Genomic DNA, 25,023 nt, shown 5'->3' on the forward strand with positions numbered 1-25,023 from the left:
GCTATGGGAAAAGGGATTTCTGAAGCGTCTACAACAGCGACAATGGTACAAAACTGGATTGGGGGTGCCTGGGTGACCCCAGCGGCAACCCGTACCGAGCCGGTTGTGAATCCGGCTACAGAAGAGGTCATTGCACATGTGCCACTGTCTGAACAAGCGGACGTAGATCTGGCTGTACAGACGGCACGGGAAGCGTTCAAGTCCTGGAGCGGCACACCGGTTCCACGCCGTGCACGTATTCTGTTCCGATACCAGCAGTTGCTGGTCGAACACTGGGAAGAGCTCGCCCGCCTGGTAACGCTGGAGAACGGCAAAAGCTACGCCGAAGCGTATGGTGAGGTACTGCGTGGCATTGAGTGTGTCGAGTTCGCGGCAGGTGCCCCGAATCTGATGATGGGTAAACAACTGCCTGATATCGCGACAGGACTGGAGTCAGGCATGTATCGTTACCCAATCGGAGTTATTGGGGGAATTACCCCGTTCAACTTCCCGATGATGGTGCCGTGCTGGATGTTCCCGCTGGCTATTGCATGCGGTAACACCTTTGTCCTGAAACCGTCCGAGCGTACACCGCTCCTTGCAGGCCGCCTGGCAGAGCTGTTCAAGGAAGCAGGGCTTCCGGATGGCGTGCTCAACATTGTACACGGTGCACATGATGTCGTGAACGGTCTGCTGGAACATAAGGATGTTCAAGCGATCTCCTTTGTCGGATCACAACCTGTAGCTGAATACGTCTATACCACTGCATCCAAGCATGGCAAACGGGTCCAGGCACTCGCGGGTGCCAAAAACCACTCCATCGTTATGCCGGACGCCGATCTGGATCTAACGGTAAAAGAAATTACGAGTGCAGCCTTTGGCTCAGCAGGGGAACGCTGTATGGCATGTTCAGTTGTTGTGGCTGTGGGTGATGTGGCTGATGAACTGGTACAAAAACTGGTGGAAGCAGCAGATCGTATTACCATTGGTAATGGTATGGATGAGGGCGTGTTCCTCGGTCCTGTTATCCGTGGACCACATAAAGAGCGTACACTCGGTTACATTGAATCCGGAGAGCAGGAAGGTGCGGCATTAATTCGGGATGGACGTAAGGATCAGGCGACAGATGGTTCGGGTTATTTTGTAGGGCCAACGGTATTCGACCAAGTGGAGAGTAATATGAAAATCTGGCAGGATGAGATCTTTGCTCCAGTACTTTCGGTGGCAAGAGTATCTACCCTGGAGGAAGCCGTTGAGCTGGCAAACCGTTCCGATTTTGCTAATGGTGCGTGTCTGTTCACCCGCAGCGGGGCAAGTATGCGTCAATTCCGTGAGACAATTGATGCGGGCATGTTGGGTATTAACCTAGGCGTACCTGCACCAATGGCATTTTTCCCGTTTTCCGGTTGGAAAAAGTCCTTCTATGGTGATCTGCATGCCAATGGTACGGATGGTGTTGAATTCTACACTCGCAAGAAGATGGTAACGGCGCGCTGGTAACAACCAGAGCATAACTCGGGCTAAGGGGAACGCTCAGCCCATATGGACGCACATAGGGAGGATAACGGAATGGGCAAGGACAAAGTGAGAATTGGCATCATCGGTGCTGGACGGATCGGCAAAATTCATGCAGACAATCTCCTGCGTAACCCGCATGCCGAGATTGTGGGAATCAGTGACTTGTTTGCAGGTCCTGAATTGGAGGCATGGGCCTCCACACGTGGCATCCCTGTTGTAACAACGGATAGCAGTCAGTTGATCTCGATGCCTAATGTAGACGCGGTGCTGATCTGTTCTTCAACAGATACACATGTGCCGCTGATCGAACAGGCCGCCAAGGCAGGCAAACATATCTTTTGCGAGAAGCCAGTCAGTATGAATCTGGCACAGACCCAAGCGGCTGTAGCAGCGGTTCAGAAGGCGGGCGTGAAGCTGCAAATCGGGTTTAACCGCCGTTTCGATCACAACTTCAGACGGATACGTGCTCATGTGCAGGATGGTACGATTGGTGATCCGCATATTATCAAAATTACGTCTCGTGACCCGTCTCCACCACCTGCGGAGTATATCCGGGTGTCTGGCGGGATCTTCATGGACATGATGATCCACGATTTTGATATGGCCCGTTATCTGTCAGGAAGTGAAGTGGAAGAAGTCTACGCTCAGGGCAATGTGTTGATCAATCCGGTCTTTGCAGAACATGGCGATGTGGATACGGCAATTGTAACGATGACGTTTGCCAACGGGGCGATTGGTGTGATTGATAACAGCCGTCAGGCTGTATACGGGTATGACCAGCGTGTAGAAGTATTTGGTTCAATGGGCAGCGCCGCAGCGGCGAATGACCATCCGAATACGGCTGAGATCAGTACAGCGGCCGGGCTAATGCGCGACAAACCGTTACACTTTTTCCTGGAACGTTACAATGAAGCGTATGTGCAGGAGACAGCTCTCTTTATCGATGCGATCATCCACGATACACCCGTTATCGTAGATGGCCACGATGCAGTACAGGCAGAGCGAATTGCGCTGGCAGCAAAAATGTCCATGGAGCGGGGAAGACCTGTGAAGCTGAGTGAAGTCCCTGGGTTGTCCCTGGAATCGCAAACGGCAACGCCATAAGTGGATGATTAAAGTCACTTTTTCTGGATAGAGCGCATGAATAAGTCCAAGTTTTGTTTTTTTATAAGGTTCAGATTGTTGTGGACGACTACAGAAAGGAGCGGATAGCAAGATGTCAGAACGTATTGTGAAACCCGTGGTCAACCCGGAGGGAGACGGTACACTTATCAACGTAACACCGGAGTCGGCCGGGTGGGAATATGTTGGATTTCAGGTAGCGAAGTTGGCAGAAGGGGAGACGCTAACCCGTGAGAGCGGTGATCAGGAACTCTGTGTGGTGCTTCTCAGTGGTTTCGCCAATGTAAGTACCCGAGAGCATACATGGGATAATATCGGAAAAAGAATGAGTGTTTTCGAGAAAATTCCGCCGTATTCAGTCTACGTCTCAACTTCCGATCAAGTGCAGATCACAGCACGTACCGAACTGGAAATCGCTATATGTGTTGCACCCGGTAAAGGCACGTACCCGGCTCGTCTTATTGCACCCGAAGATGTAGGGGTAGAGGCACGAGGGTATGGCAATCTGGAACGCCAGATTCATAACATTTTGCCGGAACAAAAGGAAGCGGACAGTTTGCTCGTTGTTGAGGTGTTCACGCCAGATGGGCATTGGTCTAGTTATCCGCCACATAAGCATGATCGGGACGCACTTCCGGATGAATCTTTGCTGGAAGAGACGTATTATTTCCGTGTACAGCCTGAGCAGGGGTTTGCCATTCAGCGCATATACACGGATGATCGCTCTGTAGATGAGACGTTGGCAGTGAAGAATGGCGAAGTGGTGCTTGTTCCGAACGGATATCATCCGGTAGGTGCCCCTCCGGGGTATGAGGTCTACTATCTGAACGTCATGGCTGGCCCAACCCGAACTTGGAAATTCCATAACGACCCTGACCATGAGTGGTTGATGAAAAAGTAAAACAGTTCATGCTACGCAGATTGTGCTCACTTCAGGTTGCGTATGCAGACTTCCCCCTGCATAATGAGAAGAGAACAATGATGTATGCGAATCAATTTCATAACTCACTAAAAATGGATTTCTGTAACTTAGCCTTGATTGAAGCAGCTAAAGGTATCATGAAATTGATTCATGTATAACGCAATTTATATATAGCACAAATGGGGAAAAAACAATGAAAGCAACCATATACGATATAGCACGCGAGGCGGGGGTATCCATTGCAACCGTCTCGCAGGTCATTAATGGCAAAGGCAAGATCAGCGAGAAACGGCGCGCGGAGATTATGGAGATCATGGAACGCCTTCACTATCAACCCAGCGCAATCGCAGCTGCACTTACGGGCAAGCAGACGTATACATTGGGGCTGCTCGTACCGGACATCTCAAATCCGTATTTTGCAGAACTCGCCAGAGCGGTGGAGGATCGTAGCCGTCAATTGGGCTACAGCGTGGTCATCTGCAGTACGGATAATAAGGACGAGCGGGTAGAGCGTTACCTGAACCTGCTCCAGCAAAAAAGGGTCGATGGCATGATGATCGGAACCGGGATCGATAATGCCGAAATTTTATCTCCCCTCCTGCAACAATCGATACCTGTTGCTCTGATTGCCCGTCATATGCCATCCCTGTCCGTACATACGGTCACCATTGACGACATACTCGGCGGGGCACTCGCAGCGGAGCATCTGCTTGAACTTGGGCACACCCGTGTAGCGGTATTGTCGGAACCGTCCAAAGTCAGCAGCAGTCAGGAACGTGTACGCGGATTCCGTGAAGCATTGATTAAGGCAGGTTATACGTTGGAACCGACTCAGATCCGAGAATCCGCAGCTGACTTGAGTTCGGCCAAAAAAGAGGCGCTACTGCTGCTCCGTGAGGACGATCACCCAACAGGTTTGTTCTGTTGTAATGACATTCAGGCCATCGGTGCTCTTCAGGCAGCCAAAGAGCTGGGGCTACGTGTGCCAGAGGATGTGTCGATTATCGGGTTTGATAACACCATTCTAGCCTCGGTAACCAGTCCACCGCTTACGACTGTAGCCCAGCCAATTGAAGAACTGGGGCATCGCGCTGTAGACCTGTTGATAGAAGAGTTAAAGGATGAGCGTAAAGAACCGCAGAAGATTGTGCTGAAGCCTGAGCTGGTTATCAGAGACTCGGCAGGCCGCGTATTGCGCTGATAAAATTAGGTTGTTTCGATGTAACCTAACAAGGCGTCAGTCCAAGTTGATATGCGTATATCCCTGTGTGGAGATACGGGTATCGTTTGACCTCACATTCTGAACATGTACGGTAACAAAATAACAGATAAGCCGCGCTCGCCCTAGGGTGAACGCGGCTTATTGACGTACATTTTAAATTATTATTTTAGCTACTAGTGGTATTGAGAGAATAACATAGTATGAACAAAACATTATCGATTGCATAGCAGCAGTAAATAAGAATAACTATGGAAGAGAAGAAGTATGATGATATACTGGAAAGTATCATTAATTACCATTTTATATATGTTTTGTGGTGTGTGGAGGGAGAGCAATGATTAAAAGAATTAAGATAATTATGGGTGTCGCTGCAATTATTGTTGTTGCAGCTATTGCGGCGCGTATGTATACCTCTGGACAATATGCGATGTACATCCCTAGCAAACATACGACGTTTCGAGCTGAGGTGACAGATCATATGAGCATGCTGGATCGCTTGGATCGACTGACCATTAGAAAAGTTTCAAGTGCAGATCCGAATAATGATGAGGATGAAGTGACGATCACAGATCCCAACGAGATTAGGGATATGCTGAAGCTGTTAAAGGATGTTGAACTTAAAAAGGTTCGGGAATTGCACGTTTCCGAAAGGAATCCGCATTACTATGAGTGGCGAGTTACCATTAACAAAGAAGGTCGCTTTACCGATCGATTCGGACTGACCTTCTATAATGAACATTCCCTCTCAATCTACAGCGAGGCGAAAACAAGAGATAATCTGGAAGAATACGAGATTACTAATGAGTTTAGCCTGAATGAGATGGAACGCCTATTTGAAAAACTAAAGGAGGAGCAAACAAGACCGTGACCAACTATCATGTCCGTCCGATTGAGGAAGAAGATATCCCTTTTCTGTGGGAGATGTTATACGCATCCCTGCATACACGAGAAAATGATGAACCTCTCCCAATCGAAAGTGTTCATACACCTGAACTGTCCAAATACGTTGAAGAATGGGGAAGGGAAGGAGACTTCGGATATATTGCAGTTGACCAACATAACCGAAGATTAGGTTCAATAACATTACGATTCTATACGGATCAGAATGCGGGATACGGTTATGTGAATGCAGCTACGCCAGAGATGGGGATGGCTGTAACACAAGATGCACGTGGAAAAGGAGTAGGTACCTTACTGCTTCAGAGCGCATTAGATGAGGTGGAACGGAGGGGAATTGAAGCAATCTCCCTCAGTGTTGATCCCGATAACCAAGCGATTCGCTTGTATAGGCGCTCAGGGTTTGTGGAGAAAGGGCTCTGTGGTACATCGGTAACGATGGTACGAGTGAGTACTTCGAAATCTTAAAGGATAAGCGATCGTTCTATAAAGTAAGAAAACAAGGGTAAGCAAAGTATTCCTGCATAATAAAGGCGCTTCCTCATGGGAAACGCCCTTTTTTTCACGTGAAGCACATACATATTACATATTTCTTTGAACTCACGTTGTAATACCTCAATTTATTTCAACAAAAATGCCAAAGCCTCGTCATACGTTTCCCATTGGAATTCCGTCTGATGCGCTGATTCCTTGGAAATTCGATTCAATTGCATTTTGGCGATCGCACCGCCTACAGCTACACTAGCCCGCTTCATACCCCAATCTAGCAGTAATTTCTGATGCTCCACAATTTTTTCTTTGGTATCCTGAGGAAATGCCTTCATCGTTCTCATGTCCACGAGCACATCAAACGAATTTCCCAATTGCGCCGCTATTCTCTGAATTTCTTTATTCGCTTGTTCGACATGTTCAGGAGTAACAATACCTTCCCAGATAATTTCAATAATAGGTTTAGTTGAATCCAAACGTCTAACAGACATGTAGGCAACTCCTCGATTATAAAATAATATGTAATATATGAGACTATAAGCCTATTAATTATACCCTTTTATAACGAGAATGAAAACTGAAATCATAATATAGTGGTTCTTATGGACTACTTTTTCCTAGCGAAGTTAAATTCAGGGATTGTTTTCATATCGTCATTGGCAGGAGATTGAATAGCTAAAAGCCATCCAGAGGATGAACTCCGGATGGCTTCAATAATTGTAACATGATAAAGTGAAAATCCTGCGTCAGTTAGAAGCCAATCTTCAAACTGTTACCTTCCGTTGCTACACCTTTGGATAGGGAAATGCTTAGCTTTTGTTCTGCCGAGAAACCGAGTGTCTCCCCATCATGCAGTGTGACGTCGTTTTCAACCACATACGTTGTGGTCATGAACATCATCTCAAATACATCGCTTAAGGCTTCAGACGATTGTATAATCTCCATCTCTTCTTTTCCAAAGTTACGTAGTCCGTAAGTATAAGCTGAAGCGCCTTCGGCATTTTGAAATAATCCGATGAAAATCCAGAGCGAGACGGGCAACTCATCATGTTTGATCCCACGGCTGGTTTCGACATACTGACTGGCTTCCACGACAAGGGGGGCCATGTATATTGCCAGCGCGTGATCCAACTGTAACAAGGCACTCGCTGTTTGAGTGAACAGAACATGTCCTTCAATTGCATTGGTTGCGTTCAGAACCGAAACAATAATCTGAGACTGATGCCGTGAGGTAACTTGCTCCGCTTCTCGCCAAAGGATGTTTAGCCTGGCATTCTCCTCAACTTCACGATCTGGTACAGGCGCGGCAATATGAGCGCATACCACCTGCATTCCATTCACTTCGAAAAAAAGATTGCCCTCCTCCGGTCGTTCCTCAATTTCAATATTCCATTCGTTCTTCATATTTCTGATGAAGAGGTCAAAATCACAATCGTCACGCTCCAGCAGGACAAAACCCACGATGGTCTCACTGTAATTCGTGGATTCGACAGCACCACTTGCAGGCACCTTTTCCTTTTTGCGTCGCCGAAGCTTATCAAACAATCCCATGACATGTTCTCCTTCCGATCCCAGATTGATTCTGGTCATTGTACACTGCTATCTATTCACTACCTTACCATAACGGAGTTAAGATGAATCGCAGCAATGCACCTATCGACAGGAAATTACAGGAACAGGACCAGCAACAACGCAATGATCGCAGGCAATCCTTGTTTGATGATGATTGATCGTGAGGAAGTTGCTCCTCCATACAGAGCCGCGATAATCACACACGCCAGGAAGAAAATCTGAATATGCTGTCCAACGGCAGCATCCGGATATACGAGTCCCCAGATCAGACCTGCCGCAAGAAATCCATTGTAAAGGCCTTGATTGGCCGCGAGCGATTTGGTGGATTTGGCGAATTCCGGCGTGAGATTGAAGGTTTTCATTGTGCGTGGACGAGTCCACATGAACATCTCCATCACCATGATATAGAAGTGTTCGACAGCTACAAGAGCTACAAAAATGATGCTAATCAATGGAAACACCTTGCTTTCTATATGTAATTTATTTACTTGTCCATCCTAGTATAAATGTTTGCAACGAGAACGGAAAGAGTAAAATTAATTTATAACAATTTAATTGTGTATTATTTAAAATGCGTATCATTTTCCAATTGAGTTATAATGTTAAAAATAAAGATTTGTACAAAGGTAAGCATACGCCGATTGTCGGCAATCCATTCACTGGGTAATAATGAACAATAAAGAAGTGATATTGCTGAGGAAAGGGAGGAGATTACTATGGGAACGGTTCAATTTGTCTTGCTAGCTGATGATCCATCCACATTTTTGACCCGAGTTGTCCCCTTTATCGATATTGAGCTTGCGGGAATTCCGGGTGACCGTCATTATGGTCTGCTTCGTCCAGCGGACTCACGTCAGAAAATATACAAGCGCGGTACACCCATTGCGAATCGCCGCCAGATCAGTATTGTGTCCGAAGAAGAATGTGCTCTTATTGCAGAGAAAATGAATATTCCTGAAGTGCGTCCAGAGTGGCTGGGTGCCAACATACTGGTCCGTGGCATTGATCGATTAACGGAACTGCCTGCTGGAACGCGGCTTTTATTTCCGAACGGGACAGGGTTAATATGTGAAGGGGAGAACCTCCCCTGTGTACATCCGGGGAAAATGATTGAACAATTCTACAAACAGGACGGTTTGCGTAAAAAATTCGTGCCTGCGGCTCGCAAAAAACGTGGGATTGTGTGCTCGGTTGAGCGGGAAGGTGTAATCCATACGGGGGACACCATAGAGGTCATTCGCCTGTCCTGATGTTCAGGACAGGTTCTATTTGATCAGGCCCCGGCGCTCACCATTCGGATGTCTAGAGTGGTAGTACTCCTCTGGTGTACTGCCAATAATAGATTTGAAATCTCGGATAAAATGGGATTGGTCATGATATCCAAGGTCCTGGGATAGCTTAATCAGGTCACAGTGAAGACCGCGGTCCATCAATTCCGCAGCATTTTGCAGACGATACAACTTAATTACGGTTTTGGGTCCGATGCCCACATACTGATTGAACAGGCGTTGAAGCTTTCGGGTATGCATATTCCAATAGGAAGAGAGATCATTTACTCTCAGCATCTCCCGGTTCTGTTCAATCTGTTGCACAATATCGTTAACCATTCTTGCTTGAGCATCTTCAGCAGGAAGGTGTGTACATAATAGCTGGTCAATGTAACTGGTTTTATCCGCATCATCCCCCGCCCCAAGAAGCCGGTCTTCCAAGGATTCCGCTGTGACGTCAAGAATATTGGATACATTCATCGGCTGTCCGTACAAGGATGAGACAGGAACCCGGAGGAAGGGATAAAAGCCTCCTGGCTTGAATTTCACGCCAAATACACGACCTTTCCCACTCACAAGATAGGAGAATTTACGTCCGGATGGACCGAAGAAAAACGTATGGTTCCGTTCCACAACCAGATTGACACAGGGGTTAGGCACGACATGTTGGGGATACGGTTCAAGTCCCGTCAGATCCCAGGATACGATCCAGTAATGTTTAACAAAAGGGCGAATTGCTTCGGAAGGAGCATGGCGTGTCAGTTGATACTTATGATCACCTTCATTCAGATTCAGCAGGCCCATACTTGGTCTGTCTCCTTGTTCTACCTGTTTCATCCGAATCATTCCTCCTGCTCATCTCACATTATTTAGGTTCTCGGAACAACAATGCCCGCACTGCAAAACGGGGTAAAATGAGTTGCCTGCGCCATCTTGAAGGTTGACTGAGGAGGCGATAGAGCCATTCCAGGTTAAGTTTCTGCCATATCGCAGGGGCACGTTTGGTTTTGCCAGCGAGGATATCGAGACTGCCTCCAACACCTATGGCTACACGAGCGTTCAATTGATGGCGATACTTGTTAATCCAGTGTTCTGCATGGGGGGCGCCAAGAGCAACGATAAGAAAGTCTGGTTGAGCAGTACGAATCTCTTCCACAATCTGTTGTTCCTCATCTGCCTGGAAAAAACCATGGTGTCTGCCTTTTACGACGACTCCCGGATAACGCTGAGCAATGACTTTCACGGCCTGTTCACTTACGCTTTCCTCTGCTCCTAGCATATAGAATGACCAGCATTTTTGATCACCTTCCTCCAATAAACGAAACAGCAGATCACAACCGGTTACCCGTTCAGTCAATTGTCCGCCCCGCAAACGGGATACCATCACAATGCCAGCACCGTCAGCTGTAACCAACCCGGCTTGATCGACGACTTGGCGAAGATAGGCATTTTTCTGACAGGACATCACAATCTCGGGATTGCCTGTTATTTCATTCCAGTTTAGTATATCTGATCTTCTGGAAAAGGACTATATATGGGCGAAACCCGTTTTAGTAATGATATAAAAATTCCATGAGTGATAAATATCTTTATCGATATGACCTGTTGTCGCGTTTTTACAATACGGCCTTTGGGGTATAACGGTAGGATAGGAGTGCGAGGTGGGTAGATCGCGTGTCCAATACTTAAAGGGAGTGAGTCCATGGAACTGAAATATGAATTCTATATCAATGCAGGACTTGAAGATGTGTGGAATGCTCTAATATCACCAGACGGCACACGGAACAGCTTTTTCGGTAGTGAACTTCGCACTAATTTCCAACCAGGTCAGCCATTTGCTTATGTAGGGCCGGGTAATGATGGTGCGGAGACTGTACATGTGTACGGAGATATCTTGGAATTTGAACCACTGTCCAGACTTAGTTATCAAGAGCATCCTGGACCGTCGTACCATGCCAATCATGCCGAGCTTCAATCCAGGGTGGTCTTCCAGTTGGAGACTGTGGGGGAGTGTACGAAGCTGACACTGATTAATGATCAATTTACAGATAACCATCCTTCCTTTGCGAATGCACAGAGCAGCTGGTGGATGATTCTAAGCAGCATCAAAACATGGGTGGAAACGGGGAAAACATTGAATTTTGGCTGGTAGCTGGTATGAGACATCATGTGAGATTAATTATCATAAAAAAATAAAAGCAATCTAATATAAGAACCGGTGCTGATTCAGCAATGGTTCTTGTTTTTTTATACAAATTTAAGACTATTGCTCTACATTTAATGTCTGATAATGTCGAAATATATATCATATGACCTAAGAGGAGAAATGAACATGTTTCGTAAACGTACTGAATCTACCAAACCAATTCGTATAGATGCACATCAAAAGTTACTGGAGTATAGTCGTAAACTCGTAGCAAATGCAGAAAAGGGCGATTATAACGCATGGATTGAAGATGGCATTGAATTTCCGGAAAATGATGAAATAGCTAGTAACATCAAAAAAGCAGTACATATGATGAAAGCACAAAACGAAGCCGTGGAAATGCGTCTTAGAATGCTGAATCAGGCAATGAATGTAGGATTATGGGAATCTGACATTGTTGCAGGTGATCCGCTGGATAACAATAATGTCGTGGCATTTTCGAATGAATTCCGCCAAATGTTAGGATTCAATAATTCCAAGGATTTCCCTGATGCATTTGCAAGCTGGGCCAAATCGATATATCCGGATGACAGAACCCAACTGGTGCAGGAGATTATGGAGCATGTAAATGACACAAGAGCAACAACTGCCTATAATGTCATCAGCCGTATGATTACAAAAAGTGGAGAAGTTCGCTGGTTCCGGTGCCTTGGACAAGTCATCCGAAATCAGGCTGGGGTTCCAGTCAAACTTCTGGGCATTATGTTTGACATTCATGAGGAGAAGAGCAAGTCTGATGAGCTGGAAGCACTCGTCACCCGATATGATCTTGTTAACCGCGCCTTGGTGGAGGCACCGTGGGATATGACCGTTGTGGCTGGAGATGTGGTGAATCCGAATAATGAATTTTGGTGGTCACCCCAGTTCCGTAGAGAATTAGGATTTAAAGACGAGCAGGATTTCCCGAATGTGTTCAGCAGCTGGAGCAGCAGACTTCATCCGGAAGACCATGATCGGACGATCAACGAATTCGCCAGACATATGAACGATTACAGTGGTCGTACACCGTACGATCTGGATTATCGTTTGCAGCGCAAGGACGGGGAGTACCGATGGTATCACGCAGGTGGGGAGACCATTAGGGATCAGGATGGAGTACCGCTCCGTGTAGCCGGAACCATTCGAGATGTAACCCATGAGAAGAATAAGGAACAGATCGTGGAAGCCATGAATCTGAAAACCAAACAATTATCCGAATCCATTGGCGAGATGGTACGTGGAATCAACTCAATCACCGATCAGGCACAGGATCTGGTTACTGCACAGGAGTTATCTGCCGATGCAGCCATTCAAGTGAAAAGCAGTGCAGATGATACGAAGAATATCACGGTGTTTATACGAGAGATTGCCAGTCAGACCAATCTCTTGGGATTGAATGCAGCGATTGAAGCTGCACGTGCGGGAGAGCTGGGACTGGGATTTGGCGTCGTTGCGGGGGAAGTCCGGAAACTGGCTGATCACAGTTCTGAGGCCACAGTCAATATCGAAGACAGCATGCAGAAGATGAAAACACTGATTGATCAGATTCTTGAGCATATCGGTAATATGTCTACGTTAACGCAAAATCAGGCTGCCCTGACACAGCAGGTGAATGCTTCAATGGATGAGATCAACACCATGTCACAGGATCTGGTTGATTACTCGCGGAATCTATAATTTCGAAGCCGTTTGTTGTAACATCACGATCATTGGCACACATCATCAACAAAAAATCCACCGGGATGCATTTCTGCCCTGGTGGATTTTTTGCATATCTATATATAGCTAAGATGTATAGCTTCAGTTTCAGTTAGTGAATTAGACTTGTTGAACTTTGATCAGGTTTGTATTACCGGATTGACCGATTGGAACACCAGCGGACAATACAATGATGTCGCCTTTTTCGATGTAACCTGTTTTGATTGCGTTACGTGTAGCGGACTCGAACATTTCATCCGTAGTGGTTACTTTGTCGCCCATAACCGGAATGACACCGGAGAGCAGGCAGATTTTCGCCAGTACTTCTTCATGTTGTGTAACTGCGATGATCGGCGCTTTTGGACGATATTTGGAGATCATACGTGCTGTGAATCCACTCTCAGTCGAAGTGATGATTGCTTTTGCATTCAGTACGAGGGAAGAACTTACTGCGCCCTGACTGATAACTTCAGTAATATCAGCGATCTGTTGAGCCGATTTTTGTGCGAATTGCTCTTTGTAATCGATCATTGTTTCAGCACGGCGTGCAACTGCAGCCATCGTGCGCACGGATTGTACCGGATATTTACCAGCAGCCGATTCACCGGACAACATCACAACGTCAGCACCTTGAAGTACAGCGTTAGCTACGTCACTTACCTCGGAACGAGTAGGGCGTGGGTTCACTTGCATGGACTCCAGCATGTGAGTAGCTACGATAACTGGTTTACCCGCACGGTTACATTTGTCGATCATTTCTTTTTGCATCATTGGCACATCTTCGATCGGTACTTCAACCCCGAGGTCTCCACGAGCAACCATGATACCGTCAGATGCTTCAATAATATCGTCCAGGTTCGTCATACCTTCCTGGTTTTCGATTTTGGAGATGATCTGTACGTGCTCTACACCGCGTTCTTTCAAAATGCTGCGGATTTCACGGATGTCGTCGCCTTTACGAACAAAGGATGCTGCAATAATTTCGATATCGTTTTCAATCCCAAATCCGATGTGCATAACGTCACGCTCGGTTACACCTGGCAATGTCGTTTTGATTCCTGGCAAGTTAACTCCTTTGCGTGGTTTGAGAATGCCGCCACTGATGATTTTACAATGGATGTCGGATCCTTCCACAGACAGTACAGTAAGATCGACGAGACCATCATCGATGAGGATACGATCGCCAGGTTTCACAACGAGGTTCAGTTCTGGATAGTTTACCGAGATACGCTCAGCGTCACCGAGAATTTCTTCGGTAGTCAGGATCAGCTCTTTACCTGCTTGCAGATGGCAAGATGCTTCTTTCAGTTTGCCAATACGAACTTCAGGCCCTTTGATGTCCATCATGATCGGTACATAGGTGTTCAGTTCGGAAGCTGCTTTGCGGATATTGTTAATCCGTGTAACGTGATCTTCCAGTTCGCCATGAGCCATGTTCAGACGAGCAACAGTCATACCTTCCTGAATCATTACTTTCAGCAATTCGATTGAGTCACAAGCAGGTCCCATGGTACAAATAATTTTTGTTTTTAACATGCTAATTTCCTCCTCATATTTAAGCTTATATGTGTATTGTAGCGTTTTCTGTCGAATCAGGGTATGAACTATAGTACAATGATTAGAGTATAGTCCGATAATGAGGTGTGTTATGTTCACTCCACTTGAAGTACGACATATTAACGGTGTTGGTTGGTACGAAGAAGCTGTGCAATCTCAACAAACCTGGCGACTTAGCTTGGTTACTTATGGAAAATGTGTATATTGGGTGAACGGTGATAAACAGATCATGGAAAAGGGGGAATTGCTCCTCATTCCAGGTGGTGTCCCATATTACGGCAAGAGTATTCCAACAGTAACGCACACACAGATTGTAATTCAATTGCAACGAAATCATACAGAAACTCTACCTGCGCTCGAACGGTATGAGGCTTTGCGCCATAAACCTGGATGTTACGAACTGATCCATCAACGCATGAGCGCTATTCATCAACAATGGCAGGAGCGTCCGTCTTATTATGTCATGATGAGCCAAGCCTTATTGATGGAAGTGTTGATTTATATTAACAGGGAGTTAGATCGGGGCGTCATTCCGCCGGAGAGACATAATCATGTTGAACGGATGAAGCGGTATATTGAGCGGCATTATCGGGAGAAAGTGACAAAGGAAGAACTCGGGGACGAGATCAACAAGACTCCCAATTATGCTGCTGCATTATTCAAAAGCATGACGAATCAGACCATCAGTCAGTATGTCCATGATCAACGGATGAAACGAGCCATATACCTGCTCACGGAGTCACAACTCTCCATCCAGGAAATTGCCGAATTTCTAGGCTACCGGGACCTGTCTTATTTTTACCGCATATTTAAGCGTATAACGGGAAGTCCACCATCCGATCTGCTCCATGAACGGCCACCTATAGTATGAAACGCTTAGCATAACCCTAATAAGTTCTTCTATATAATTAGGCTTAATTAAATGAGTACAAAAAAAGAGGGCTCAGGCCCTCTTTTGCTGTATAACAGGATTATCATCCCACCTGCTACACATATATAAATGCTGTTAAACATGACTGCTTGAATTAGATGCTGTGATTGCTTGCTTGCCCTTTTTTCGTGCCTGCCCAAGACGAAGAGCAAAGACATGTACAGTCCAATACGCGGCCTCCGCAAACAAGATGCCTCCGGCGATGTCCAGCAAGGAATGCTGTTTGACAAACACCGTTGAAGCAATAATCAACCACAGCCACACTGACCAAGAGATGCGTGCCAAAGGTTTGAAGTTCAAGTGTCTGTTAATCACAATAAACAGCAAGTAGCTGGTCAGAACGTGAACACTTGGGAAACAATTGAAAGGCGCATCGTTGGTATAGATAAACTGTACTAAAACACTGCTTAGATCAGTTCCACCGATCACCGGGCGTGGGACATGAGTGGGGAACACCGCAAAACAGACATTGGCAGCCATCACCCCAATATTATAGGTAATTAACGTGCGCCAGAATAGCGACTTGTTTGTCAGACCCAGATAGAGAAATCCGAGATACAGAATGGGCATCCAACTAATGTATGGATAAATAAATTCTTTGATAAAAGGAATCTGTGTGTCAATCCAAGCATAATTGTAGAATACATCACTACCCGTGTTGCTACCTAAAAAAACGTAAATTGAGCCTTGGAGCGGTATGCACAGAATAGCCAGTAAATGCCCCCAGCGCTGAAAGAATGCTCTCATAGTATCCCCCTGATTTCATTATGCATTGTGAAACTATCGGTTAATGGATGCTTCATAGATATATGACGTTGAAGAGTCGCCGCACCCCTGCAGCTTTAAACTCTTGAAATACTATAATGGACAGATGAAGGTATAAGCCATACCTGATTTTAGGGAAATGCAGTCAGGATAAGTCTCTTTTTTGTTACTTTTATATTTTTATCCATGATAGGAGTATTCATTGTGCTCGTGATATGTTACAACTACATTGGTATATATGTTCATATAAAGACGAAAAAAAAGCAAATGAAATGAGGTAGGCAAATGTATGGTTAACCCGCAATCCGAGCCAAAACATTCCTTTTCTGAGCGAAAACCTGTGCTCACCGTCGTGATTATTGAGCTAATTCTCCTGTTAGCCGTATTTGCTGCAGGGGCTATTGCCACGATAAAACAACTCGACTACACTTCTCCCGTGCTCATTTCCTTTACACCTATCGCAATTGTGCTGATCATCTATCTGACGTTAAGACGCAAGTGGGGAGAGACCGGATTTCGATCTTTGAGAAGTATCCCAGCTGGGCACGCAAAGTATTATATTCCACTACTCCTTGTACTGGGTACAATTTCTCTGAAAGGATTTGGAGAGCTGAGCTTGTCACGGGTGGTCTTTTTTATCTATTTTACCTTGCTCGTGGCCTTTGTTGAAGAAACGATCTATCGGGGGCTTATTTTCAAAACATTGCTTCGAAAAAGTGCAGTGGCCGCAGTCGTCACCTCCAGCATCTTGTTTTCAATTACACATTTGCTGAATGCATTGTCTGGTCAAAATATGACGGATACGATCATGCAATTGGTCTATGCGCTGCTTCTGGGAGCTGCACTGGCATTATTAATGCTGAAGAACGGAAATATCGTACCGCTTATTTTGTTTCATTTCATACATAATCTGATTCAATTCCTCGGGAATGACCTGGAGGACACAGGAACACTTCCCTATGATCTGTTTATACTTGTAGTACTGATTGCATATTGTGCCTGGTTAGTATGGAGCAATCGAACCCATTCGACGATTCCTTCCAATACAAGTGAGCAGGACAATACGGTTGTTCACTAAAGGTATTGCTTGGAAGTAGTATCCTAACGTTTCCCGTCAGCAGTGGGATCATGGTATACTTCAGTCTGGCGGGAAGACAGTTATGTTCGTGATACGAGGTCTGTCTATCCGTACATTAGATTCAAACAGTAGGTGATATAGTGGAGAAGACAGCACAAGGCGTAGCAGAATGGATGGTACAGGAGATTAAATTCACAGGAACACTTCATCAGGAAGCTGCCATAGAATATGTGAAGACCCATTTTGGCGAAGAGTTTGTTTTTGTGAACGAGAACGGCAATACATCATTGTCCAAGGAAGTGAAGAAAGCTTTCCGTAAGCTTCATCGTGGGCAGATTGCCTGGGATCGGGATGCATTTATGTGGGCATGGACCTAATATGTTAAACTGTAATGATATGATTCATTGAATGTGTTGGATATGCATGTCAGAATATTATATAAAAAATGTATAAGATGGATTAGATCTGCATATCCTTTCATAAGACCGTACACAAGTGACCAGTCACATAAGCGTGATAAACCCTGTTGCCACGCGAGTTAATAACATGTATTTCCAAAGCTGTTTGAAAAGAAAATACAAAGATTTGCTTTTTGGCTGAAATAGAGTTATAATAAAAACAAGTTGTAGAGAGTGGAAAACCTAATTCATATATTGTAAAGGGCGATCACTTATAGGTTTATGACTGGTACCTTTTTCAATGTGTGAATTTTTATTTGCTTGCTGCAAAGAACAAAGGAACATGTTAATCTTTATTTGGAGGTGTAATTCACATGCAAAACGGAACAGTAAAATGGTTCAACGCTGATAAAGGCTTCGGTTTCATCGAAGTTGAAGGCGGAGAAGATGTATTCGTACACTTCAGCGCTATTACAGGCGAAGGCTTCAAAACGCTGGACGAAGGTCAACGCGTGCAATTTAAAATTGTACAAGGAAACCGTGGTCCTCAAGCAGAAGAAGTTGTAAAACTGTAATTAAAGCATAGCTGCCTTTAACATGTTATAATGGTAAAGGCAGCTTCTTTTTTTTGATTAGTTATATAAAAGTCGACCCAATAGTTGTCGAGGCAGAAGTTCGGTGGTACGTAAAACTTCCGCTAAGTGTAGGCTTCTGTGAAATAACGTCGGTTAGATGTTTTTCCATAACAAAGGGGGTAGAAGTCATGTATAATCGCAAAAAACCGTTGGAAGAGATTCCACAAGCTGATGCGGCAATCTGGGAATGTACGAGTGATACGTGCAAAGGATGGATGCGGGACAATTTTGCGTTTGATAACGTACCTACTTGTCCGATATGTGCTTCTGAGATGGTCAGCACGACTAGGATGCTACCATTGCTTGAGAATTCGAATAGTAATCTAAAAACGATGCCTAAAGGAAATCGGATTTAACATAGCTTACCCGCCTCTAACGAGGTGTTTTTTTTTAAGATCAAACAGACACCCTCTGCGAAGGTAAGGGTATTAAATATGAAGTTCCCGGCATTCGTTTTAGCGAATGCCTTTTTTTGTCTCTTCATTTACAGAATGAATACTGTAATTGACGTGTATCGTATGAAAAAGATAAAGACCCTTTTTGCTATAAGCAAAAAGGGTCTTTGTTATGCTACAAATTTACCATGATCAGATTTGAGTTTAGATGAACAGGAATGGCAGCAGGAACAGTGTTGCTACCAGAGCCAGTTCGATCCCTGCTCCATAGCCATAACCCCGACCGTATCCATATGGACCGTATGCCGAGGATTTAACTTTCTTTGATGCAACAGCGTTTTTCTTGCTGCCTTTTACCAACTGCTGTTTGGACTTGACTGAACATAGCCGTGGTCCCTCGAAACATCCGTTCAAATAAACTTTGCCATCACGACATTGGCTGAGTGTACCATACATATGCTTACCGTCTTTCATAACAAGACAAACGGAACGTCCAACGTGCGGAGAAACCGTTTCTTCACATACCCGATTAATTCTGTACATGCAAATCCTCCTCATTAGATGCGGTTGCCGCTTGAATTCAACGGTTTGTATATCATAGTAGAGCGAAGAGGAATTGGTATGGACGAGTACCCGGAAAATCGAATAGGGAGGAGCCGTTTTTAAGTCTGTTCCATACACTGGGAGAAGTGAGGAGGGGATGTTGCGTGGATTATCATGACATGCTAGCTCGTTTAGGGGAAGGGAGTGCCCATCCTGGAGGATTTTTGGCAACACTGAAGTTGCTTGATAGCTTATCTCTGCCATTGGGTAGTCATATTCTTGAGATAGGATGTGGCACTGGGAGGACTGCGTGTTACCTGGCTAAAAGTGGATATCAAGTAACAGCCATTGATCTTCATCGCAATATGTTGGATAAGGCAGTTCGACGAGCAAGACGAGAGCGAGTGGATGTTCGATTTATTCAGGCTGATGTAACATCGTTGCCTTTCCCGGAAAACCATTTTGATATGGTATTTGTGGAGTCGGTTACGATCTTTACCCCATGGCGGAGTGCACTTAATGAGTATAGAAGAGTGTTGAAGCCCGTTGGACTTTTGGTAGATCGGGAGATGGTTCTATCCGGCCAGAAGACCGAATTGATGTTTCGCAGACTAAAGCAATTTTACGGTATACGAACCTTGGTAACGGCGACAACATGGAGAAAACGCCTAAAACAGTGTGGCTTCACTAAGATAGAGGTCAAAGAACATTCACGTTCTATGGGAAAATGGGGCGTAGATCATGATCCACATCGTGAGATCGATATGAATTGGTTCGAGGATGAACAAATGCAGCGAATGAGCCAGACCAATGATCGGTTGCTCGCGAAATACGGCAAAAATTTGGGGTATGCCGTTTTTCAGGCCAGAGCACCGTTGGAGATCGAAAAGGAAAAATAGGAAAAAGGCAACTCCACAATAGTTGTGGGTTGCCTTTGGTTTGTTACAGACAGAACGTACTACAGCATATTGTTATCGATAATGCGCCAGTGGTGTTTGAGCAGGGCTTCCAGTTGCTTCTTATCTTTAGCTCGAAAAGCACTTAAAATTTGTCGGTGCTCTTCATTAACTTCGAGCAGTACCTCAGATAGCTTTGGTTTATTATCACTAACATACGACTGCCGGATGAAGCTGTTCTTCAATGTGTTTAACATCTCGATGACCGTGGCGTTACCACATCGCTGAATGTACAGGTTATGAAACTGATATTGGTTCTTGTTGTAGGCAGCAAGATCAAGCTGGCTGATATCTTCATCCATTCGGACAACGAGAGTTTCCATTTCCAAAAGTTCAGAGGGTCTGAGGTGGTCTGCTGCAAGTGTGGCAGCGAGTGCCTCCAGCACACCAATCGCTTGGGAAAACTCCAGTTTTTTGCCTGCATCAAAAGGAGTGACAATAAATCCCCTGCGTGGGATGTATTGCAACAGATTGTCTGAAGCCAGCTGGAAGAGGGCCTCCCGAGTAGGTGTCCGACTGATGTCCAGCTTTTTGCATATTTCAGCCTCGTTGATCTTCTGGTTGGGAAGCAGCGTTCCGTCCTGAATCTTCTGGGCAATGTAATCGTATACGTGATCTTTCAAGGATCGGTATTTGGGTACCTCCATACCGAATCCTCCTTTCTATGTAAAGTTAATAATTAGATGGGTGTGAGGCCGTGCTGGGTGCGCCGTTCAGGAGTTTCAAGTTTTAATCATCTTAACACCGAGGGGGAAGTTGGGCAAGCAAACTTCATATTTCAGAGGATGTAAGTGTCGTGTTATATATATCACATTTTATGGAATTAAAGCGTATAAATGTTTAAATAATGATTGTGATAACTCAGAATGTTTGTTAGTATTACTTACATATAAGTCCATATATTGTCTTATATATATTGTATACAAATTGATCTTTATGCTACTAATTCCAAAAATGAATAGGGGTATGATTTGTGAAAAAAGTACTATTGCCATTGATGCTGCTGTTACTGGTTGTAATCATGTCCGCATGTGGTCAGGAAAAAACGACAGGGAACGGATCAGATGCTACATCGTCTTCTGGAAGTAGTTCTGCGGAAAAAAAAGTAATTGTACTTGGGACCAGTGCGGACTATGCACCCTATGAGTTTCATAAGAACATTGATGGTAAAGATACTATCGTAGGTTTTGACATCGAGATTGCCAAGGCAATTGCGGCTGATCTCGGGGCTGAGCTGAAGATTGAGGATATGGACTTTGATGGCCTTCTTATGGCCCTGGGTACAGATAAGGTTGATTTTGTAATATCGGGCTTAACCCCTACCGAAGAACGAAAGAAAAATGTTGATTTTACGGATATCTACTATTACGCAGAGCAGGCTGTACTTGTTAGAGAAGGAGACGATGCGGCATTAAAGTCAGTTGATGATCTATCGGGTAAGCAGGTTGGTGTACAGAAGAGTTCCATTCAGGAAGGGATTGCTCAGGAAATAGAAGGAGCAAAGCTAACATCTCTGGCCAAAATACCTGAACTGATCTTGGAGCTGCAGACGGGGCGGGTAGATGCGCTCATTTTGGAGAAACCGGTAGCTGAACAGTATGTGAAGAACCAGGAGGGGCTTATTGTTGCGGGTGTGGAGATTGAACAGGCAGAAGATGAGGGTGGTTCGGCCATCGCGGTGAAGAAGGGTAATCAGAAGCTGCTGAATCAGATCAACACTACATTGGAAAAGCTCAAAACGAATGGAGATATTGAACGTTTCGTCATCGAAGCTAATGAGATGCTGGGTGAATAAACCGGACGAGTGAGGGATATGCCGTGAATTTAGATTTTTCATTTCTATTAGATCATTGGCAGGATTATGCACGAAGCGCGTGGGTTACGCTTGAGCTTTCCTTCTTCGGTGTTCTGTTTGGGACGTTGCTTGGTGTGATCATGGCATTAATGCGATTATCCCGAATATGGCCAATTAAATTGGTGGCTTCGGCGTATATTGAACTCATTCGAGGCACGCCGATGCTGGTACAGATTCTTATTATCCATTATGGCCTGACAGTTGTAGGTGTGAACTTGCCGGCATTTATGTCGGGGGTGGTAGCTCTAACGATGAATAGTTCGGCTTATATGGCGGAGGTATTCAGGGCCGGGATTCAAGCGATTGATAAAGGGCAGACAGAGGCTTCGCGCTCCCTTGGCATGACTCATGGTATGACACTTCGCTATATTATACTTCCACAGGCCTTTCGTAACATGCTTCCAGCTATCGGTAATGAATTCATTATTATCATTAAAGATTCTTCGCTTGTCTCCATGATCGGCATAGCTGAAATTATATACACAGCCAGAACGATTCAGGGTGTTACGTTCCAGCCGCTGGCTCCGCTGCTTGTTGCCGCTGGCCTCTACTTTATAATCACATTTACACTGGCCAACTTGCTCTCTTGGTTGGAACGTAGACTGTCTGCTTCCCGATAACTATTGATGGAGGATTCGGTTCGAAGAAAGGCTGGGAGTAGGCTACTGTGGAAATAGTGGGATATAGTCGTAAATGGTGGTGGTATCGCATACATTGATATTGTATTTTGTATACAATATTTTGGAAAGGTGTTGGGTATGTATGTCAGATTCCAAAATGTTAATAGATTGGTCGGAGCGTTATGCTGCACCTAATTATCATCCACTCCCTATTGTGATTGAACAGGCGGAAGGGGTATGGGTGGAAGACCCAGAAGGCCGCCGTTATATGGATATGTTAAGTGCATACTCTGCATTAAATCATGGTCACAGACACCCTGTAATCATACAGGCGCTCAAGGATCAGGCGGATCGGGTTACGCTGACATCACGGGCATTCCACAGCAGCTCAGCTTCTCTATTTTATCAGAAACTCTCACATTTCACGGGGAAATCCAAGATTCTCGCCATGAATACAGGAGCGGAAGCGGTGGAGACCGCGGTAAAGGCGGTACGTAGATGGGCTTATCGTTGCAAAGGTGTACCGGAGAATCAAGCCGAAATTATCGTATGCTCTGGTAACTTTCATGGAAGAACTCTGACGGTTACGTCATTTTCTTCTTCAGTGGAGTATAAAAAAGATTTTGGACCGTTCACACCTGGATTCCGGATTATTCCCTATGGAGATATTGAGGCGCTGAAAAAGGCCATTACGCCAAATACGGCTGGTTTTCTTGTAGAGCCTATTCAGGGCGAAGCTGGAATCGTTATCCCGCCTGATGGATATTTGGCTGAAGCCTTTGCTCTGTGTAAGAACCAGAAGGTGTTGACTGTGGCTGATGAGATCCAGACCGGATTTGGAAGAACGGGTCGCCGTTTTGCTTCCGACTGGGAAGGGGTTGAGCCGGACATCTGGATTATGGGCAAAGCGCTGGGGGGAGGGGTCATGCCAATCTCGGCTATCGCTGCTGATGCGAAGATACTGGATTTGTTTGAGCCGGGCTCTCATGGCTCTACGTTTGGAGGGAACCCACTCGCCTGCGCCGTGGCTATTGCGGCTCTGAATGTTCTTGAAGATGAGAAGCTTGCGGAGCGATCGGAACGTCTGGGGAACTATTTTATGAAAAAGCTTCGTGATATTCGCAGTTCGGCCATCCGGGACATCCGGGGTAAGGGTTTATTTATTGGTGTTGAACTGCATGAATCAGCACGACCTTATTGTGAGCGATTGATGTCTGCGGGTCTACTGTGTAAAGAAACCCATGAAACAACCATTCGTTTTGCTCCACCGCTGACAATTGAAGAGTCCGAGATTAATTGGGCGCTGGAGAGAATTGAGCAGGTTCTGATCGATAATGAAGGAGCTGACCTACATGAAAAATGATGATGATGTCTATGGTGGGATAAAAGATACTTCTATTGTTGCGGATAATACGGATCAGAAAACTGCGCGGCGTAATGTAACCATCATTAAGGTTCCTTTTGGACTCGGGGGAGCAAGAGGCGGCGCGGAGTTGGGGCCGGATGAGTTGATTACAGCTGGACTGAAGAGGGAGATCACGAGTCTTGGGCTAGTTCTTTCCAAAGAAGTACGAGTAGATTGTCCTTCCGAACCGGCTGCCCCTACTGAGCGGAATCGTGTAAAACACTTGAATGAGGTACGTCAGGTTAGTGAGAAGGTGTGTCATGAAGTATCGACTGCGGTAGAAGAGGGGGGCTTTCCCCTTATACTTGGAGGAGATCATAGTGTGGCGATTGGCACTTTGGCCGGATTAACAGCCCACTATTCCAATTTGGGTGTGATCTGGTTTGATGCACATGCAGACTTGAATACGGAAGAACGCAGCTTGTCCGGTAATATGCATGGGATGAGTGTGGCTGCTTCCTTAGGGCATACTGCATACAATCTGTTGCACATTGTTGGAGCAGGCGCGTTTATTGATCCGTCCAAATTGGTCTATATTGGTCTACGTGATCTGGATGAGTATGAGAAAGAGCAGATTAAAGGATTGGGAATCCAAGCATTTACGATGCATGATATTGACCGTATGGGAATACAACAGGTTATTGAACAAGCGATAGCTACAGTGGGGAAAGAGACAGATGGTATTCATGTCAGCTTTGACATGGATTGTCTGGACCCGCGGGAAGCTCCGGGTGTAGGCACCCCAGTACCGGGTGGCTTGAATTACCGAGAGGCACATTATGCATTGGAGATACTTGCTTCCACCAATCAAGTTACGTCGATGGAGCTGGTTGAGGTGAATCCGTTGTTTGACCACAATAGACATACGGCAAGACTTGGTGTGGAACTAATCGCTTCTCTGCTGGGTAAGCGCATATTATAGGTACTAAGAAGCGAAGCGGAGTGTGTAAGCAGTGCCTAAGAAATGAGTTTATTATTTATATAGAAGGAAAAGAAAGCTGGGATCTCCGAAA

Annotated in this window: 28 protein-coding genes; 19 read left to right on the forward strand and 9 right to left on the reverse strand. The window is 45.4% G+C overall.

Features of this window, described 5'->3' with window-relative positions; genetic code table 11:
• Positions 1–3 precede the first annotated feature (3 nt).
• From MKX40_RS01530 to MKX40_RS01555, 6 genes are all read left to right on the forward strand, one after another.
• Positions 4–1,479 (forward strand): CoA-acylating methylmalonate-semialdehyde dehydrogenase, encoded by a 1,476-nt coding sequence (locus MKX40_RS01530; protein ID WP_339239128.1) that lies wholly within the window; start codon positions 4–6, stop codon positions 1,477–1,479.
• Between the two features lie 69 nt (positions 1,480–1,548).
• Positions 1,549–2,601, forward strand: coding sequence for an inositol 2-dehydrogenase (iolG, locus tag MKX40_RS01535; protein WP_339239129.1), 1,053 nt, complete (start codon positions 1,549–1,551; stop codon positions 2,599–2,601).
• Positions 2,602–2,713: 112 nt separating this feature from the next.
• Entirely contained in the window at positions 2,714–3,520 is an 807-nt protein-coding gene (gene iolB / locus MKX40_RS01540) for a 5-deoxy-glucuronate isomerase (RefSeq protein WP_339239130.1), read from the forward strand.
• A 214-nt stretch (positions 3,521–3,734) separates the two neighbouring features.
• Positions 3,735–4,742: a LacI family DNA-binding transcriptional regulator gene (locus MKX40_RS01545; protein ID WP_339239131.1), complete on the forward strand. Its 1,008-nt coding sequence runs from the start codon at positions 3,735–3,737 to the stop codon at positions 4,740–4,742.
• A 355-nt stretch (positions 4,743–5,097) separates the two neighbouring features.
• Entirely contained in the window at positions 5,098–5,631 is a 534-nt protein-coding gene (locus tag MKX40_RS01550) for a hypothetical protein (protein WP_339239132.1), read from the forward strand.
• On the forward strand, positions 5,628–6,128 hold the full coding sequence (locus tag MKX40_RS01555) for a GNAT family N-acetyltransferase (protein ID WP_339239133.1): 501 nt from the start codon (positions 5,628–5,630) through the stop codon (positions 6,126–6,128). The genes MKX40_RS01550 and MKX40_RS01555 overlap by 4 nt, the downstream gene beginning before the upstream one ends.
• A 152-nt stretch (positions 6,129–6,280) precedes the next feature.
• On the opposite strand, the gene MKX40_RS01560 is transcribed toward MKX40_RS01555, so the two are convergent.
• From MKX40_RS01560 to MKX40_RS01570, 3 genes are all read right to left on the reverse strand, one after another.
• Positions 6,281–6,640, reverse strand: coding sequence for a hypothetical protein (locus MKX40_RS01560; protein ID WP_339239134.1), 360 nt, complete (start codon positions 6,638–6,640; stop codon positions 6,281–6,283).
• A gap of 259 nt (positions 6,641–6,899) precedes the next feature.
• On the reverse strand, positions 6,900–7,700 hold the full coding sequence (locus MKX40_RS01565; protein ID WP_339239135.1) for a DUF4261 domain-containing protein: 801 nt from the start codon (positions 7,698–7,700) through the stop codon (positions 6,900–6,902).
• A gap of 116 nt (positions 7,701–7,816) precedes the next feature.
• Positions 7,817–8,173, reverse strand: coding sequence for a DUF1304 domain-containing protein (locus tag MKX40_RS01570; protein ID WP_036608019.1), 357 nt, complete (start codon positions 8,171–8,173; stop codon positions 7,817–7,819).
• 264 nt (positions 8,174–8,437) lie between these two features.
• Here MKX40_RS01570 and MKX40_RS01575 point away from each other — a divergent pair, with 264 nt between their 5' ends.
• On the forward strand, positions 8,438–8,971 hold the full coding sequence (locus MKX40_RS01575) for an MOSC domain-containing protein (protein ID WP_339239136.1): 534 nt from the start codon (positions 8,438–8,440) through the stop codon (positions 8,969–8,971).
• 15 nt (positions 8,972–8,986) lie between these two features.
• Here MKX40_RS01575 and MKX40_RS01580 read toward each other — a convergent pair whose 3' ends face one another.
• Together MKX40_RS01580 and MKX40_RS01585 are read right to left on the reverse strand one after the other, a co-directional pair.
• Positions 8,987–9,826, reverse strand: coding sequence for a helix-turn-helix domain-containing protein (locus MKX40_RS01580; RefSeq protein WP_339239137.1), 840 nt, complete (start codon positions 9,824–9,826; stop codon positions 8,987–8,989).
• A gap of 28 nt (positions 9,827–9,854) precedes the next feature.
• A complete protein-coding gene (locus tag MKX40_RS01585) occupies positions 9,855–10,454 on the reverse strand; it encodes a WecB/TagA/CpsF family glycosyltransferase (RefSeq protein ID WP_339239139.1) in 600 nt (199 codons plus the stop codon).
• 237 nt (positions 10,455–10,691) lie between these two features.
• Between MKX40_RS01585 and MKX40_RS01590 the strand changes: the two genes are divergently transcribed.
• Both MKX40_RS01590 and MKX40_RS01595 read left to right on the forward strand, forming a co-directional pair.
• Positions 10,692–11,141, forward strand: a complete 450-nt coding sequence (locus tag MKX40_RS01590) for an SRPBCC family protein (protein ID WP_253429235.1) — start codon at positions 10,692–10,694, stop codon at positions 11,139–11,141.
• Positions 11,142–11,321: 180 nt separating this feature from the next.
• On the forward strand, positions 11,322–12,851 hold the full coding sequence (locus tag MKX40_RS01595; protein ID WP_339239140.1) for a PAS domain-containing protein: 1,530 nt from the start codon (positions 11,322–11,324) through the stop codon (positions 12,849–12,851).
• A gap of 141 nt (positions 12,852–12,992) precedes the next feature.
• Here the strand turns inward: MKX40_RS01595 and pyk are convergent, their stop codons facing one another.
• The gene (gene pyk / locus MKX40_RS01600; protein ID WP_339239141.1) at positions 12,993–14,408 is read right to left on the reverse strand and encodes a pyruvate kinase; all 1,416 of its coding nucleotides are present in this window, start codon (positions 14,406–14,408) and stop codon (positions 12,993–12,995) included.
• A 112-nt stretch (positions 14,409–14,520) separates the two neighbouring features.
• Between pyk and MKX40_RS01605 the strand changes: the two genes are divergently transcribed.
• Positions 14,521–15,300, forward strand: coding sequence for an AraC family transcriptional regulator (locus MKX40_RS01605; RefSeq protein WP_339239142.1), 780 nt, complete (start codon positions 14,521–14,523; stop codon positions 15,298–15,300).
• Between the two features lie 135 nt (positions 15,301–15,435).
• Here MKX40_RS01605 and MKX40_RS01610 read toward each other — a convergent pair whose 3' ends face one another.
• Entirely contained in the window at positions 15,436–16,107 is a 672-nt protein-coding gene (locus MKX40_RS01610) for a phosphatase PAP2 family protein (protein WP_339239143.1), read from the reverse strand.
• A gap of 307 nt (positions 16,108–16,414) precedes the next feature.
• On the opposite strand from MKX40_RS01610, the gene MKX40_RS01615 reads away from it, so the two are divergent.
• From MKX40_RS01615 to MKX40_RS01630, 4 genes are all read left to right on the forward strand, one after another.
• Complete coding sequence (locus MKX40_RS01615) at positions 16,415–17,203, forward strand: type II CAAX endopeptidase family protein (protein WP_339239144.1); 789 nt, start codon at positions 16,415–16,417, stop codon at positions 17,201–17,203.
• A 140-nt stretch (positions 17,204–17,343) separates the two neighbouring features.
• Positions 17,344–17,580 (forward strand): hypothetical protein, encoded by a 237-nt coding sequence (locus MKX40_RS01620; RefSeq protein WP_036607962.1) that lies wholly within the window; start codon positions 17,344–17,346, stop codon positions 17,578–17,580.
• 395 nt (positions 17,581–17,975) lie between these two features.
• Positions 17,976–18,176, forward strand: coding sequence for a cold-shock protein (locus MKX40_RS01625; RefSeq protein WP_024633772.1), 201 nt, complete (start codon positions 17,976–17,978; stop codon positions 18,174–18,176).
• A 188-nt stretch (positions 18,177–18,364) separates the two neighbouring features.
• Complete coding sequence (locus MKX40_RS01630) at positions 18,365–18,592, forward strand: cold-shock protein (protein WP_017691121.1); 228 nt, start codon at positions 18,365–18,367, stop codon at positions 18,590–18,592.
• 243 nt (positions 18,593–18,835) lie between these two features.
• Here the strand turns inward: MKX40_RS01630 and MKX40_RS01635 are convergent, their stop codons facing one another.
• Positions 18,836–19,174, reverse strand: a complete 339-nt coding sequence (locus tag MKX40_RS01635) for a hypothetical protein (protein WP_339239146.1) — start codon at positions 19,172–19,174, stop codon at positions 18,836–18,838.
• Between the two features lie 164 nt (positions 19,175–19,338).
• On the opposite strand from MKX40_RS01635, the gene MKX40_RS01640 reads away from it, so the two are divergent.
• The gene (locus MKX40_RS01640; RefSeq protein WP_339239147.1) at positions 19,339–20,073 is read left to right on the forward strand and encodes a methyltransferase domain-containing protein; all 735 of its coding nucleotides are present in this window, start codon (positions 19,339–19,341) and stop codon (positions 20,071–20,073) included.
• A 59-nt stretch (positions 20,074–20,132) separates the two neighbouring features.
• On the opposite strand, the gene MKX40_RS01645 is transcribed toward MKX40_RS01640, so the two are convergent.
• Positions 20,133–20,777, reverse strand: a complete 645-nt coding sequence (locus tag MKX40_RS01645) for a GntR family transcriptional regulator (RefSeq protein ID WP_339239148.1) — start codon at positions 20,775–20,777, stop codon at positions 20,133–20,135.
• A 326-nt stretch (positions 20,778–21,103) separates the two neighbouring features.
• Between MKX40_RS01645 and MKX40_RS01650 the strand changes: the two genes are divergently transcribed.
• The 4 genes from MKX40_RS01650 to rocF all read left to right on the forward strand — a co-directional run bounded on the left by MKX40_RS01650 (position 21,104) and on the right by rocF (position 24,932).
• Positions 21,104–21,925 (forward strand): transporter substrate-binding domain-containing protein, encoded by an 822-nt coding sequence (locus MKX40_RS01650; RefSeq protein ID WP_339239149.1) that lies wholly within the window; start codon positions 21,104–21,106, stop codon positions 21,923–21,925.
• A gap of 23 nt (positions 21,926–21,948) precedes the next feature.
• Positions 21,949–22,605 (forward strand): amino acid ABC transporter permease, encoded by a 657-nt coding sequence (locus MKX40_RS01655; RefSeq protein WP_339239150.1) that lies wholly within the window; start codon positions 21,949–21,951, stop codon positions 22,603–22,605.
• Positions 22,606–22,747: 142 nt separating this feature from the next.
• Positions 22,748–23,968, forward strand: a complete 1,221-nt coding sequence (locus tag MKX40_RS01660) for an ornithine--oxo-acid transaminase (RefSeq protein WP_339239151.1) — start codon at positions 22,748–22,750, stop codon at positions 23,966–23,968.
• Positions 23,958–24,932: an arginase gene (gene rocF / locus MKX40_RS01665; RefSeq protein WP_339239152.1), complete on the forward strand. Its 975-nt coding sequence runs from the start codon at positions 23,958–23,960 to the stop codon at positions 24,930–24,932. Before MKX40_RS01660 ends, rocF begins: the two co-directional genes overlap by 11 nt.
• Positions 24,933–25,023 lie beyond the last annotated feature (91 nt).

It is taken from the genome of Paenibacillus sp. FSL R5-0517, assembly GCF_037974355.1.
In the GTDB taxonomy this organism is placed as follows: domain Bacteria; phylum Bacillota; class Bacilli; order Paenibacillales; family Paenibacillaceae; genus Paenibacillus.